Raw genomic sequence first — 15,240 nt, 5'->3', positions numbered from 1 at the left:
GTCATGACTCGCAGGCGATCGCTTGTGCATAATGAAGGGAACTAAAGATGTGAAAATACTACACTGACTGTGGGGGGCTAGATACCCGATACCTTGGAAATACCGAGGGCTTTAGCAAATCCGCCCACAACAGTCAAAACACGCAGGCACGCGCGATCGCCAATGCTAAACAACCTACGTCTCCAACCTCCCCAGGCTACTTGCCCAGTAACACCGTGAGGAGGACGACGCCATGCAACTCCGAAAAAAAACACTATTAATCATCGGTGCAGCTCTGATCAGCCTGATTGTGGTTCTCTATGCCACTGCATCAACCATTTTGCTGCACGATTTTAACAACCTGGAGGCACAGTACGTCCGCCAGGATGTCGCGCGGGCTTTGGATGCCTTAGATGACGACTTGTCGAATTTAGACACCAGCGCCCAAGATTACGCCGAGTGGGATGATACGTACTCTTTTGTCGATACACGGAACCAGGAATTTGTCAAGTCAAATTTCGTCAATTCGACATTTGTTTACTTGAGATTAAACTTATTGGTGCTGCTGGACTCCGACGGTAAAACCATCTTCAGCAAAGGTTTTGACCTGAAATCCAAAACCGAAATCCCGATTCCGGCAAACTTGCAACAGCACTTGACCGAGGCGTTGCTAGAGTCATCGACAGGTTCTGAGGAGGGGTACCCCGCCAAAACAGGCGTCGTCACCCTGCCAGAAGCCACGCTGCTGATAGCCTCAAAACCGATCGTCAACAGCAACGCCCAAGGCCCACCGCGGGGGACGCTGATCCTGGCACGCTACCTCGACAACACCGAAATTGGTTTGCTTTCGGAACTGACTCACCTGTCAGTGGATTTTAGATTGCCGAGTTTAGATTTTAAAGTGGGAGCCACGAACTACTCGGGGTACGGCGCAAAGGCGCTGGCTCGCTCCAGGCAGGATTTGGAGAATCTCAAACTCAAAATTTCCAACCTCAAATCAGTAGAAATTTTAATCGAGCCGCTCAGCGACAGCGTAGTCGCAGGATACGCCCTGATTCGGGACATCCGGGGCAAGCTAGCGCTGCTGCTGCGAGTAGAAGTAGACCGAGTAATCTCTAGCCAAGGTCAGGCTACCCTAGAACTCTTTACTTTCTCGATATTGGCAGTAGGTTTAATATTTAGCGCGATCGCCATGCTGTTGCTAGAAAATTTAGTCTTGGCGAGATTGGCGGACTTGAGCACCAGCGTCAGCAACATCGCAGCCAACGGCGACGCAGACTTGCGCGTTCAGATGCCCGGAGCAGATGAACTCGCAAGCTTGGCCGACGACATCAACCGAATGCTAGAAGCATTGGGAAATTCTCAAGTCGAACGTAAGGAGAGCGAAAACCGCTATCGGTTGATGGCCGAAAACTCAACCGACATGATTACCAGACACAACCCCAAAGGCGTGTTTGTTTACGTCTCGCCCGCCAGCCACGCTTTGCTGGGATACGAACCTTCGGAACTGATCGGCCGCCTCCCCAGCGATTATTTTCACCCCGACGATTTAGAAACCATTGCCAAAGCTTACTCGAAAATCCTGGCGCTCCCAGTTACTTACACCCTCAGCTACCGCATCCGCCACAAAGACGGCAATTACATTTGGTTTGAAACCACCAGCCGCACGATCCGCGATCCCCAAACCGGCTCCGTGGAAGAAATTATCGGCGTTTCGCGCGACATCAGCGTGCGCAAGCAAACAGAAGAAGAACTGCGAGAAAGCGAAGCTGCAATTAAAGCTTTGTACCAAGTGACTTCGGCTCCCCGTACAGACCCCCAGGGCCGCCTCTCTACCTTTGATTTGCGCCTCCAAGAACTGCTGGCAATGGGATGCAGGCAGTTAGGCTTGTCCGTGGGAATTTTGTCGCGGATTCAAGGCGACAACTATCAAATAATGGCTGTTGAGTGTCCCGACGAGTCGATCGTCAAATCACAAATCTACGATTTGGAAAAAACCTTCTGCGTAGCTACAGCAATGGCAAAAGAACCGATGTACTTTGAGTCGGTGAGGTATTCGGGTTTGTGTTTCAATACTCCCAATCCTGCCTTCAAGATCGAAGCTTACATGGGCATTCCCGTCACGGTGGCAGGTGAAGTTTACGGCACTCTGTGCTTCTTTGCTCCGACTCCTCTGACAGAACCGTTCCGAGTTGTAGATAGAGAGTTGGTGAAACTGATGGCTCAGTGGGTGGGCAGCGAACTCGAACGCCAGCAAACAGGCGTAGATTTGGCAAAAGCCCGCGACGAAGCACTGGCAGCTACCAAAGCCAAAAGCGAATTTTTAGCCACCATGAGCCACGAAATTCGCACTCCGATGAATGGAGTCATCGGCATGACAGGTTTGCTGCTGGATACCCGCTTAAGTCGGGAACAGCGCGATTTTGTAGAAACTATCCGCAGCAGCGGCGATGCCTTGCTGACGCTGATCAACGATATTCTAGATTTCTCGAAAATTGAGTCGGGCAAATTGGACTTGGAGGAACATCCGTTTGACATCCGCACTTGCATTGAGGAATCCCTCGACTTGGTAGCTGCTAAGGCGGCACAAAAAAAACTGGAATTGGGTTACTTGATCGATCGCTCCGTACCACCAACGGCGATCGGTGACAGCGCCCGCTTGAGGCAAATTTTAATCAACTTGCTCAGCAATGCTGTTAAATTTACTGAATCTGGAGAAGTGGTGGTTTCGGTGACTGCCAAAAAGCTTGCAGTGTCCGCGATCGACGCTCAAGAACCGCCAGCAATTAATGGCGAACCGCGAGCAATTCACAAAGTATACGAAATACAATTTGGGGTTAAAGATACTGGTATCGGCATTCCGGGCGATCGCATGGATCGGCTGTTTAAATCTTTCAGTCAGGTTGATTCTTCAACGAACAGGCAGTACGGCGGTACCGGATTGGGTTTGGCAATTAGCAAGCGTTTGGCCGAAATGATGGGCGGCAGGATGTGGGTGGAAAGTATGGGAAGTCTTGCGGGCAATCCTCCCGCAGATTTTAAAGCTGCTGTTTTTGATGTGGAATGTGAAGAATCTTGCGAAATTGCTGAAAAATATTGCTCTGGCAAATCTGTACTCAGCAGCCAGCAGAGCGACGCAAATCCCAAATCCGCAGGCTCTACTTTTTATTTCAGCACGATCGTTGGTGCCTGCAACAGTTCATTACCAGTTAATTTGAGCACTACTCAACCTGAATTAACTGGGAAGCGAGTCTTAATTGTCGATGACAATGCAACCAACCGCCAAATTTTGACTCTCCAAGCTAAGTCTTGGGGAATGGTGCCTAGGGCTTCAGCTTCGGCTCGTTTGGCTTTGGATTGGATCGCGGCTAAAGAGGTGTTTGACTTGGCAATTTTGGATATGCAAATGCCACAAATGGACGGGTTGGCTTTAGCTGCGGAAATTCGCCTGTATCCCGAGTGCCAAAAGTTGCCGTTAGTGATGCTAACTTCGATCGGCAGACAAGAAATTAACACCCCTGCGATTGAGGTGGATTTTGCTGCTTTTTTGAACAAGCCGATCAAACAATCTCAGCTTTACAATGTTTTAATCAATATTTTTGGGAAACAGAATACTGAAATTAGAGTGCAGCGCAGCAGCACACCTTTCTTACAAACCATACCCGTGCTGGCCCAGAACTTACCCCTGCGGATTCTGTTGGCTGACGATCATTTGGTGAATCAGAAGGTGGCTTTGCAAATTTTGCAGCGGATGGGGTATCGCGCGGATGTGGCGGGAAACGGTATCGAAGTGCTCGAAGCTTTGCGCCGCCAGCCTTACGATGTGGTGCTGATGGACGTGCAAATGCCGGAAATGGACGGACTGGAAGCTACCCGCCGCATCCGTGAGGAATTTTCAGCAGATTTCACCTTAGAAAATCCCACAGGAGAATCAGAAGTTTCCGCAAATAATCAGCAATCAAAAAATCAAAAATCGAGAGAAAATCCCACAGAAAAATCAGAAGTTTCCGCAAATAATCAGCAATCAAAAAATCAAAAATCGAGAGAAAATCCCACAGGAGAATCAGAAGTTTCCGCAAATAATCAGCAATCAAATAATCAAAAATCAAAAATCAAAAATCAAAAATCAACGAGGCCTTGGATTGTGGCGATGACGGCAAATGCGATGCGGGGCGATCGCGAAGAGTGCATGGCTGCGGGGATGGACGACTATTTGAGCAAGCCGATCGAGATTGAGGAGTTGGTTCGAGCTTTGAGCGCGTGTAAATCTCGATCGAATGGGGACTTTGAGCTCCCCCAGCCGATGTTTTGTATGAACTCGCAGATTGAACAAATAGGAGGAACAAGTGAATTAGAAGTGCGATCGAATGGGGCTGTTGCGTCCAATCAACAACAGACAATTCCCAATTCGCCCTCCGTCGTCGGGTGGGGTGCATCAAATCTCGATCGGGCTTTGTCAGAGAGCCGCGATTGCCTGAGTGCCAAGATTATAGAGGGACTGCGAGATGTGGAAGCTTTGGACGAGGCGATCGACATTTACCTCGAAACAGCTCCCGAACTGCTGCAAGGCATCTCTATGGCCCTGTGCAACGCCGATCCGCTGGCTTTGAGGCGGGATGCTCACTCTTTGAAGTCGATTAGCGGTACTCTCGGTGCTTTTCGTTTGTTTGAGCTGTGCGAGGAACTCGAAATCATGGGCCGGATGGGGACAGAGGCAAATAAGCCTTTATCTGGGATGGACTCCGGGCTTTTAGAACAGGTTGAGGCCGAGTATCAAAGAGTCGAAACAGCGTTGAAAATAGAAAGGGACTCTGTTGATTATCAATAGCAGAAAACTTATAGCCTTTCTCGGATCAATGAGGGACTGGACGGTAATTGGTAATTGTTAATTGGTAATCTATAGCACCAGCACCTGGTTAAAATATTGAGCCGTAGGGTGTGTCGCCCGCGATAAATCTCTGCATCAAAATCGACAATTTCATAGCGACGCACCTGCACCTTATTGAGCCGTAGGGTGTGTCGCCCGCGATAAATCTCTACATCAAAATCGACAATTTAATAGCGACGCACCAGCACCTTTCAAGAACTCTTGCAAACAAACCGAACGACTGCACAAGATTATGGACATTACTGAAGGGTTCACGATCGGGCAGGCGTTTTCTATTGATAATCCTCCCTATGAGGTTTTCTCAGAAGAATGGAAGGTTGTTGGATTGTCCCATCCAGATATTACCTTCTCGTACACGAAATATTGGGTAAGAGATATCGCTTATATACATATTTCGACGACAGACACAGTTGCAGGTGTTGCGATCGAGGAAACCGATCGAGGGGTTATTAGTAAACTACCCACCACCAACCGCGTATAGCGGTATGGTGGGGGCTTTCAATAGCCTTGAGACATCACTATTCAAAGAACAACAAAGCCCCGAACCTTTAGGCTGGTTTACAACAGCCCCAAGAGCCGAAATATTTTTCGCTCCGTTATAATCCGCATCGCCAATATAGCCACAATGTCCACACTCGAATTTCTTGCCTTTCCGATAGGATTCACCCCGAACAGGGTGGATATGGTTGCAATTGTGGCAAGGAAAGCGACGTATATCTAGGGTCGATAAACAAGATTTTTACACCATGTTTTATCGCTTTATAAATCAAGAATTGCCGCAACTGGAAGAACGCCCAACTATTGCTAAGTCTCCGCTCCTTCTTAGAACGGGGAAGGCTATTAGTGCGCTCTCTAATTCCCGTCAAGTCTTCCAAAGCAATAGCTTGGTTACTCGAAACCGCCCTAGATATCAGTCGGTGGCTGATGGTGTGATTTACCAATTCCTGAAAGCGTTTCTCCTTGCCCGACAACCGTTTCAACAATGCTCGACATCTGCGTCGATTACTGCGTGTGCCTCTCGTGGCTTTTTGTTGGAGATCCGCTCTAAGTTGGGCGTAATGATTTCTAATTTTGGTAATTTCTTTACCGCTAAATTTATCTCCTTCGGAGGTAACAACAATGTCAGTTCGACCAAAATCGCCACCCAAAATTTAATCAGTTTCGAGTGGTTCTGGGGGCACAGATTCAAGCTGAATATTCAGATAGTAAATACCATCTTTACGCTTGATCAGCGTGGCTGTTTTGGGGATTTGTCCCTTCAGCAATCCAAGCTGATAGTTGCCAATAGCCAACTTAAACCGCTCTCTACCGTCAATAGTAGTCAAGCTTACCGTCCAGTCTTTCTCCCTAAAAGAGAAGGTACGGGGGTCGTAAGTGGCACTGGTTGGGGCAAAGCTTTTAACTGGCTTGCCATCTTTCTTAGCCGTCTTCCTGTTGCCAGAAACCCGTCTAATCGCATGAATAGCCAATTGAGCTCCCAAGCTGAATCTAGCTCTGACATCGTGATAAACCAAGGATTGCATCGCCAACTCATTTGTCAGAGTTGGGGGGACAGTCTGGTTGACGTATTCGCAAGCAGCAGCAAACGCCAAGAGCGTCGAATCGATTTTCGTCGATTGCTCCAGGCTTACTTCGAGCTTGCAAGATACTGTCAGAACTTGTTTCATAAGTCCATCATATCTCAATATGTGAAACTTTGGCAAAAACCAGGAATTTGTTCGCTCACTCATCCACCCGACTACTTGCCGAGATCTACGATTGTCAGATTGCAGTCGGGTGGAATCGTCCACTCACGCGCATTCCTCCCACCACCAACCTTCGATCGGTATGGTGGGGGAATCCTGCTGTTCTAGTTGAACTCAAGAATTTCCCCTATCTCGAAGTGGGATTACTCATCAAGGGAGATCGAGCGAGATATTTGATGGATGAGTTGAGTTGATAGATTCATCACATAGCTGGTGATGCACCCTACAATAACTGAGGATCGCGAATTAAATAATTTACACATATTTGTGGGATGGGCGTCCCGCCCGTCCCACAATAACAATAAAAATTGTAAGTTATTTATAGCGGTTCTCAAGCGTGGTGAGGATAGCCCGGTTTGCCCGGTTTGGCCGGTTTGGCCGGTTTGGCCGGTTTGGCCATGAGTACCTCATCTTTCTGAGAAAGGCTATAATTCTCATTCCTGAGGACTAAAGTCCTCACTACAAACCCTTTGACTTTTTAGTTACTAACACCCAATCGTCGGCTGTTTTGACAACCTGAGCATTCTCCAAGGCTAGATGTTTGAGTACAGGTTTTTCTAACAGAAAATAAGGTGGCGGGAGAGATTGCCATTTCTGTTTCAGCGTCGGCCCGTCGGCGACAATAACTTGCCTCTCACTATAAAAATTCAGCGACGGACGAGGTAATTTATGAGAGGTAAAGACTTGCTGGCCCGCTGGGGTTCCTTGGCGGACAATTTCGGCGATCGGCTTCACCGGATAATCCTCCGCCAGTTCCCAAACCCAGTTATCGGAAGCGACAAATACTAACAGCGTGACGTAAGTTCCCCAAATTAAAACTAAGAGAAACTGCCGATCTTTGCGGTGCAGCAACACGGCCGCCAGTGTCATTGTCAAAGCAACAAACATCAGCATTAACTGCAAATCTCGCTGGGGGGGCGCAAATTTTCCCCCAAGCGGCACGAAACCGCCGAAGTACAGGCAACCGAGTAGAGAAACTACAGCCAGCAGCCACAAAATCGCGGGATGAGGCAACAAAGATATAGCATTAAAATGTTCTTCTGCTTCATCTTTTGCCGATTCTCCCGGCACCGACATTTGCTCCCAAACTTCAGCGAGATAGCTGCCAACGGCGATCGCAAAAGCTGGATAAACTGGCAAAACATACCAAGGCAATTTGGTATTCATCACAGAAATAGCCAGCAGATATACTCCAGTCCAAACTAATACTAATTTTGGCCCGGGAAAATTGCGATTTTCCCAACTCAAACGCAGCCCTTGCAGCCAAAATAACTGCCACGGCCATGCTGATTCTAAAATTTCTAAAAGATAATACCAGGGCGGGCCTTCGTGATCGCCTACTGTTTCCCAAATGCGCCGGAAAGATTGGTTTACTAAATTAGCGTTGATGAAATCTTGGCCGTAGTGCAGCCATTGGGCAAAATACCAAGCAGCTACCGGGAATGTTCCGATCGCCAATCCGCCCCAAAGATACCCACAAGTGAGGAGTCGGGGGGTATCCCAAATCAGGAAAACAAAGCCGATCGCGCCCAGCAGCAGCCCCAACATCACGCCTTTAGTCAGAGAAATGAGTCCGAACCCAATCCCTGCCCCCAAAGCGTAGCGCAAGTCGCGGCGCGATCGCAGCAAACACCACATGGATGCCAGCAAAAAACACAAAACTGCTCCGTCTAACATCGCCAAACGTCCATGCCGCACTACCGGGAGCAGCGTCAGATACACGAGAGCCGAAAAAATGGCGATCGAGCGCTGCGGAAACAACTCCCTGCCAATGGCGTAAAGCAGGGGCACTGAAGCCGCCGTCAGCATTGCCGGTGCCAACCTCGCCGTCAATTCGCTGACGCCGCCGGCGCGAAAACACAGCCCGATCAGCCAGTGTACCAGCGGCGGCTTGTTCAAATAAGGCACGGAGCCGATCGTCGGATACAGCCAATGTAAATTTCCCCGCCAAATTTCGCGGCTTACCTGGGCTGCAATTCCTTCATCCCAATCCCGCAACGCCACGCCGCCCAGATTCAGCCCGAAAATCAGCACCGCAGCCAACAGAAAAGCCAGCATCCACAGTTTGTCTGTCCAACTGTCATTGAAGCGAGTTTTCGGTTTCCGGCGCGGGAATGGAAAGATTTCTGACATAAGTTATACCATTTTAGATTTTAGATTTTAGATTTTAGACTTCGGCGTGACAGGTTCGACGAGCCAAACGTCTCGCGATTTTAGATTGCAGAATTGGGAATGACTTATGAATTAAGGGTTTCGAGTAAGTGGCTGGGGTTGGATGCTGTTGGGACACTCTCTGTTAACAGAGTTTTTAGCGTCCCAAACAGAAGGTAAACTTATACAGCAGTTATTTGCGATCGGGAAAATACCATGAACTTGCCTGTAATTATTGATATTATCATTGGCTTAGTGTTTATCTACCTGACTTTAAGCTTGCTAGCTTCGGAAATTCAGGAACTGATTGCTACTGTTATGCAGTGGCGGGCGGAACATTTAAAAAAGTCGATCGAAGTGCTGCTTTCTGGAGGAAGCGAAGGTGCGAAAGATCCGCTGCAATTTCAGCGAGTCGCACAGTTGGCAAATTCGATTTACGCCAATCCGATTATCAAGGATTTGAATCAGGGAGCGAAAGGGCTTATCTCACAAGGATTCCGCTCTTTTACTCACCGCATGGGAGATTTTTACCGCCGAGTTACTCGCACTAAAAATGTTTTCGGCAATAAATCAACAGGGCCGTCTTATATTCCAGCAGATGGTTTTGCTGCTAGCCTTTTGGATACTTTAAAAATTTCTATTTTGATGCAATCCCTGTCTAAAAGCCGATTGGAAAGATTTAAAGATTTACAGTTGGCACAAATTCAAGTGATTGGAGAGGGTCTGAATCTGCCGGAGTCTACTAAACCGATTATCGAGCAAGAATTTGGCTGGCTGACTGCGGAGTTCAATCGAGTTGTTGAAGATTATAAAAACGATTTGGGAAGTTTGAACAATAGTTTGGATCGGATGTCGGAAAAGTTGGGATTTTATATTAATGATTCTCAGGTTTATCTGCCAGAAACCGAGCTGGGAGGGAGAGAATTTCAGAGGCAGATGGCTTTTATTAAGGCGAGTTTTGACAGCGAATTTGAGCGGGTGGCGCTGCGGGCGCAACTGCAACCGAGTTTGAGCAATCTGTTAAATACTGTTAGGAAAGTTAGGAAAAGTCAGGATGCGGTAGCACAAATTATGGATGAGAAAGAGGAGAGTCCGATTTACAAACAAATTCAAGAAACCTTGGACAGTATGCCAGAATCTTTGAAACGCAGCCTTTATATTTTAGCGCAGCGCGCTGAAACTGGTGGCGGAGATACTCAAGAGCAGTTGCAGCGGTTTCAGAAAGAAATTGAAATTTGGTTTGACCAATCGATGGAGCGCGCTTCGGGGGTTTACAAGCGGAATGCTAGAGGGGTGGCGATTTTGATCGGAACTGCGATCGCCCTGGCTGCTAATGCTGACACAATTAATATTATTAATCGGTTGTCGAAGGATTCGATGCTGCGATCGACTGTTAATTTGTACGCTAAGCAGTTGGTGGAAAAAAACGCTAACACGAAATTAGATAATTTAACGAATCTCACCAAAGTTCAAAATGAGGTCGATCGAGCTTTGGATAAAGTAGCTCTGCCTTTTGGCTGGAGCGAACCGAACAGGTTAGAGCTAGACGCCCAGGGGAAATTATTGTTGCCGGCTTTGATGGCAAAATTGTTTGGTTGGATGTTGAGCGGCGTAGCTATTTCTATGGGAGCTGGTTTTTGGTTCGAGGCGCTCAATAAGATTATTAATATTCGGAATGCTGGGAAGAAACCGCCCTCTGCTACAGACTCTTGAGCGGTGCTGTGGCGCAGCCGATCGACTAACTGTCATACCATTTTAGATTTTAGATCGGAATGACGGATGACGATCGGGGTTTGGAGCACGAGCCGGCAATTAGATTCTTTTGTGAAGCAGTCACCTACAGGATACCGGATCTATCGGTAATTACTGGCCTGCTGGCAGTTTGGGGAAATACGGAAAATATAAATTCCGTGCGATCGCGGATGGCAGCGCCGCGGAAATAGGCGAAACTGATAAGTGGGTTGAATAGGCACAAGCAATACAAACCAGGTTGCTGCCTGTTTCCTGCGGTCTGACTCCAAGGGTACATCTACCAGTCAACACCCTTTTGGAGGAAGGAATATGTTCACTTCTTTGACGGAAATCAATCCCGCCTCGGAATACCAAAATCCCGCATCCAGAAGCTTTGCATTCAATGACTCCAGCATCAATGACGGGGGATATTTGGTCTCTGGGATTTTGGCCGCGGTTGCAGTAATTTTAGTCAAGTCCACCTCTCAAGGCATCCAGCAAGTTACTTCGGCACTTCAAAAATATGCCTCTATGCTTGCAGAGATTGACAAAGTTTGCACAATTTCTGGCCGTAGTTCAGATGATCTCGAACTAGATAACAGCCAATTGCTAAATTGGCACAGTGATGTGAGCGACAAAAACGGACTGGGTTTGTGTTATGCCGATCGAGATAGCGACACACTCAGCAACGGCTGCGCGCGCGATCGATTGTTTGCTAAGGAGAGTGTTGTAATTGAGGCTGTGGAGTGTGCTGAGGGTGATTGGCCCCAATGGAATTGTCATTAACCGCCTGATGGGGCGATCGACGATGCGATCTGGCTGAATCTGCGATCGATCGTATCAACTCCGGCTCAATAATTCTCATAACGTTTGTAGTGACGCCCCAAGTCCTCAAAGTTCGTGCTAAGAGTGCGCAAACAACTTAATTGCGATCGATTAATCAGCACTGAATGTCAGACAGTTTTGATTGTTAGTAAATGCCACCAAACCAACTTGGTATCAGTATTCTGGTCTCTCACAAATCTAGCCAGCGTAGTAGTATATACCAAGCGTGAAAAATCAATGCAACAATATTGGTAGGGTGTGGATCCATCGATAGTATAGCCTTTCTCAAAAAGGTGAGGTATGTCGGGCATAGGGCATAGGGCATAGGGCATAGGGCATAGGGCATAGGGCATAGGGCATAGGGCATACCTCATGTTTTTGAGAACCGCTATATCAAAAAAAGATGGAAAATCTAGCAAGCGACGCACCAGCTACAATATTTTAGTAAACTTTCCTAAACTAAAAGTGTTGTAGCAAGGATTTTTTAAATTGGTAATATCTCATAGGATTTGAGATTTTTAAATAGGGAATGACTGAGGTCGCTCGTAGTTTTACTCTTGCCGACAGTTGCATTCTTGGTTTTAAGAATGCGGAATTATTCAAAATGTATTATTATATAATTCATTTTAAAATTCGCTGAAATACAGGTGGGGACTTAGATCTAGCCGTGTCCTTCCACCAAAACTCTCCAACTATAATTCAAAATTCTAAATCTAATTTAGAGGGTTTACCAGTAGTAAATTACCCTTTAACATATTTTCAAATGCCTGTAATTATGGGTATTGGTCGCCAAATTGTGCTGAAAAAATCCGGCTTTTAAAAGCTGGATTTTTTTGAATTTTTTTAAATCAAAATATATAAAATGCCCAAGGATTATCACAATAAAATCGAGTAACTACAAGCACCAACAAGTACAATCCGGAAAAACAATCATTTAAATAATTGATTTAAAAATCTGTTGCATTTTTTTCAACATTGGTGTTAAGATGTAATCAAATAAGGCTGATGAGATTACTCCAGGGCTGTATCTACCAGTAACGCCCTTAATGGAGTATCAAAAATGAGTTCAACATTCGCTCAAACTAACTCACAATCTTCTTTGGAAAAACTGCCCCCACGTTCCTTAGTATTCATTGATTCTGGGGTGGAAGATTACGAGTCTATTGCAGCGGGAGTTCTGCCGGGACAGCAGGTAGTAATACTCGATAGCACCAAAAATGGCATCGAACAAATTACCTCTGAAATTGAAAACTATGCCTCTACCAACGGGGCGATCGACTCGGTTCACATTATTTCTCACGGCAGTTCAGGCAGCCTGCAACTTGGCAATACCGCTCTGGGTTCAGATAATATCGATCAATACAAAAGCCAATTGGAAAAGTGGCAGACTTCACTAGCCCCAGAAGCAGACATCATGCTGTACGGCTGCGATGTAGCTTCAGGTACAGGTGCTAATTTCGTTGACAAATTCAGCCAATTAACCGGGGCTGACGTTGCCGCATCCACCAACATCACCGGCAAAGATGGCGACTGGAATTTAGAATTTGCTAAGGGTCAAATTGAATCTCCTTTAGCCTTGCGGCCGGACACGATGGCAAATTACCAAGGTGATTTAGCTACTATCGTGGTTGCCAATAATAACGATAGCGGAGCAGGTTCCTTAAGGGCTGCGATCGCCTCCGCTGTAGCTGGCGATACAATTACCTTCGCTCCCGGTTTGGCTGGCAAAACCATCACCCTCACCAGCGGTCAACTCGATATTCCCGTTGGCAAAAACCTCACCATTGACGGCGCCGCCGCCGCTGGTTTAACCATCAGTGGTAACAACGCATCCCGTGCCTTTTTTGTCAATGCACAAGTGGGCACTGCTACGAGTTTTGCAGTCAAAAACCTCTCTATTATCAACGGTAAAACTACTGATACCGGCGGTGCGATCGGTACAACTGACGAAGTAAGGCTCACAGTAGACAACGTTCAGTTCAATAACAACGTTGCCGATAAGGGTGGTGGGGCAATTTTCGGCAATAACAACAATACCCTGACAGTAACGAACAGTAAATTTAACGGCAACATCGCCACCGCAGGTAATGACGAACGTGGTGCAGGTGCGATCGGCTTTTTGAGCTCCAAAGCTTTTACAGTCACCAACAGCGACTTCAACAACAACAAAGGAATTAACGGTGGGGCAATTAACAGCCTTCAGGGCAAGTTAACAATTGATAACTCGCGATTTATCGGCAACGACACCACCGCCGCCGTTTACGCAACAGGCCAAGATAATCCCTTTTTAAGGGGTTTTGGTGGCGCAGTTTACACAGACAGAGCCAGCGATCTGAACGAAGCTTCCGGCACAATTAAGATCACCAATAGCGTCTTTCAAGACAATAAAGGTCGAGGTGAAGGAGGCGCAGCTTATCTGTTCACCGGCAACCAAGACAAGGTAATTTTGGAAAACAGCACCTTCCAAAATAACGAAATTCTGGCGCTACCCAACGGTGGAAATACTGGAAACGGTGGTGCGGTAACGACTTTGAGCGACAGCACCAACCAGGGATTGACCATTACCAACACCACCTTTGCTGGCAACAAAGCTGGCAATCAAGGTGGTGGTCTGTGGACACGCAATGCCCCTGCTACGATTACTAACAGTACGTTTTCTGGCAACTCCACGGCGTTTGGTGCTGGTGATTTCAACAAACTTGGCGGTGCAATGACTCTTGGTGCGCCCACAACTATTGTCAACACGACGATCGCCGATAATTACGCCGGCTGGGTTGGTGGAGGTATCTTCGCCGATGCCAACGATGTCACCCTCAAAAACACGATTCTTTCCAACAATACAGCGGGCAACGGAGGAAACCCTTGGGGAATTCAGCAACACACCACCGCCCAATACACCGATCAAGGAGGGAATTTTCAGTGGCCGGTGATTAGCACTGATACCAAGGCGACGACAAGTGTGACGGTCGCCGATCCGAAACTCGGCCCTCTGCAAAACATCAACGGCGCTTTCGTCAGGCCTCTGCTGCTCGGAAGTCCGGCAATTGATAAAGGGGTTGCAAGTGGCGCACCGGCACTGGATCAGCGCGGCGTAAATCGCCCTCAAGATGGTGATACTATCCCAGGGGCGATCGTTGACAGCGGATCTTTTGAATACACCAGTGGAGTCGTGCCAACTCCAACTCCAACTCCGGCGCCAACGCCAACTCCGGCGCCAACTCCAACTCCAACTCCAACTCCGGCGCCAACGCCAACTCCGGCGCCAACTCCAACTCCAACTCCAACTCCGGCACCAACGCCAACTCCGGCGCCAACTCCAACTCCAACTCCAACTCCGGCACCAACTCCAACTCCGGCGCCGACTCCAACTCCAACTCCAACTCCGGCGCCAACGCCAACTCCGACGCCAACTCCGGCACCAACGCCAACTCCGGCGCCAACTCCAACTCCGACGCCAACTCCGGCACCAACTCCAACTCCGGCGCCGACTCCAACTCCAACTCCAACTCCGGCGCCAACGCCAACTCCGGCGCCAACTCCAACTCCGACGCCAACTCCGGCACCAACGCCAACTCCGGCGCCGACTCCAACTCCAACTCCAACTCCGGCGCCGACTCCGACACCCGCGCCGACTCCAACTCCCACTCCGACTCCGGCGCCGACTCCGACACCCGCGCCGACTCCAACTCCGGCTGGGGATGGTTCCCCGCTTGATGGCCTCAACGCCCCGCAACTCGACCCTGCTACCATCACCCCCAACCCCGTCCAAAAAACTGTCAACGGGGGTAACACTGCCGATTTCATCATGGGTGGCAGCACCAGCGAGTCGATTAACGGACTTGCAGGCAACGACACTATCTACGGCATGGGCGGCAATGACAACATTGACGGCGGTGCAGATAATGACTTGCTTTTCGGCAA

The 15,240-nt window shown here is 48.1% G+C and carries 10 protein-coding genes; 6 read left to right on the top strand and 4 right to left on the bottom strand.

Annotated elements, in window-relative coordinates:
- Nucleotides 1-232: 232 nt before the first annotated feature.
- Together QUB64_RS28620 and QUB64_RS28615 are read left to right on the top strand one after the other, a co-directional pair.
- Nucleotides 233-4,807, top strand: a complete 4,575-nt coding sequence (locus QUB64_RS28620; RefSeq protein WP_333277189.1) for a response regulator — start codon at nt 233-235, stop codon at nt 4,805-4,807.
- 292 nt (nt 4,808-5,099) lie between these two features.
- Nucleotides 5,100-5,348 carry a hypothetical protein gene (locus tag QUB64_RS28615; protein ID WP_333277187.1) on the top strand — a complete coding sequence of 83 codons (249 nt, stop codon included), beginning with the start codon at nt 5,100-5,102 and terminating at the stop codon, nt 5,346-5,348.
- On the opposite strand, the gene QUB64_RS28610 is transcribed toward QUB64_RS28615, so the two are convergent.
- From QUB64_RS28610 to QUB64_RS28595, 4 genes are all read right to left on the bottom strand, one after another.
- Nucleotides 5,325-5,549, bottom strand: a complete 225-nt coding sequence (locus QUB64_RS28610) for a zinc ribbon domain-containing protein (protein WP_333277252.1) — start codon at nt 5,547-5,549, stop codon at nt 5,325-5,327. The two genes, QUB64_RS28615 and QUB64_RS28610, sit on opposite strands and share 24 nt — an antisense overlap.
- Complete coding sequence (locus tag QUB64_RS28605) at nt 5,530-6,015, bottom strand: transposase (RefSeq protein ID WP_333277185.1); 486 nt, start codon at nt 6,013-6,015, stop codon at nt 5,530-5,532. Before QUB64_RS28605 ends, QUB64_RS28610 begins: the two co-directional genes overlap by 20 nt.
- 3 nt (nt 6,016-6,018) lie before the next feature.
- Entirely contained in the window at nt 6,019-6,534 is a 516-nt protein-coding gene (locus tag QUB64_RS28600) for a hypothetical protein (RefSeq protein ID WP_333277183.1), read from the bottom strand.
- Nucleotides 6,535-7,071: 537 nt separating this feature from the next.
- The gene (locus tag QUB64_RS28595) at nt 7,072-8,745 is read right to left on the bottom strand and encodes an ArnT family glycosyltransferase (RefSeq protein ID WP_333277181.1); all 1,674 of its coding nucleotides are present in this window, start codon (nt 8,743-8,745) and stop codon (nt 7,072-7,074) included.
- 234 nt (nt 8,746-8,979) lie between these two features.
- On the opposite strand from QUB64_RS28595, the gene QUB64_RS28590 reads away from it, so the two are divergent.
- From QUB64_RS28590 to QUB64_RS28575, 4 genes are all read left to right on the top strand, one after another.
- The gene (locus QUB64_RS28590; protein ID WP_333277179.1) at nt 8,980-10,476 is read left to right on the top strand and encodes a hypothetical protein; all 1,497 of its coding nucleotides are present in this window, start codon (nt 8,980-8,982) and stop codon (nt 10,474-10,476) included.
- 59 nt (nt 10,477-10,535) lie between these two features.
- Nucleotides 10,536-10,706 (top strand): hypothetical protein, encoded by a 171-nt coding sequence (locus QUB64_RS28585; protein ID WP_333277177.1) that lies wholly within the window; start codon nt 10,536-10,538, stop codon nt 10,704-10,706.
- A 118-nt stretch (nt 10,707-10,824) separates the two neighbouring features.
- Nucleotides 10,825-11,280 carry a hypothetical protein gene (locus tag QUB64_RS28580; protein ID WP_333277175.1) on the top strand — a complete coding sequence of 152 codons (456 nt, stop codon included), beginning with the start codon at nt 10,825-10,827 and terminating at the stop codon, nt 11,278-11,280.
- Between the two features lie 1,099 nt (nt 11,281-12,379).
- Nucleotides 12,380-15,240, top strand: a 2,861-nt coding sequence (locus QUB64_RS28575; RefSeq protein ID WP_333394289.1) for a DUF4347 domain-containing protein, incomplete at its 3' end; no start/stop codon positions are given.

The sequence above is a fragment of the Microcoleus sp. Aus8_D2 genome (genome assembly GCF_036702665.1).
Lineage (GTDB): Bacteria > Cyanobacteriota > Cyanobacteriia > Cyanobacteriales > Microcoleaceae > Microcoleus.
Note: the sequence above shows the minus strand (reverse complement) of the source record. Positions and strands in the feature narration are given on the sequence as shown.

Coding starts and splice junctions, on each gene's coding strand:
- QUB64_RS28615 (WP_333277187.1), top strand. CDS start 5,100: ATGGACATTACTGAAGGGTTCACGATCGGGCAGGCGTTTTCTATTGAT.
- QUB64_RS28585 (WP_333277177.1), top strand. CDS start 10,536: ATGACGGATGACGATCGGGGTTTGGAGCACGAGCCGGCAATTAGATTC.
- QUB64_RS28600 (WP_333277183.1), bottom strand. CDS start 6,534: ATGAAACAAGTTCTGACAGTATCTTGCAAGCTCGAAGTAAGCCTGGAG.
- QUB64_RS28590 (WP_333277179.1), top strand. CDS start 8,980: ATGAACTTGCCTGTAATTATTGATATTATCATTGGCTTAGTGTTTATC.
- QUB64_RS28620 (WP_333277189.1), top strand. CDS start 233: ATGCAACTCCGAAAAAAAACACTATTAATCATCGGTGCAGCTCTGATC.
- QUB64_RS28595 (WP_333277181.1), bottom strand. CDS start 8,745: ATGTCAGAAATCTTTCCATTCCCGCGCCGGAAACCGAAAACTCGCTTC.
- QUB64_RS28580 (WP_333277175.1), top strand. CDS start 10,825: ATGTTCACTTCTTTGACGGAAATCAATCCCGCCTCGGAATACCAAAAT.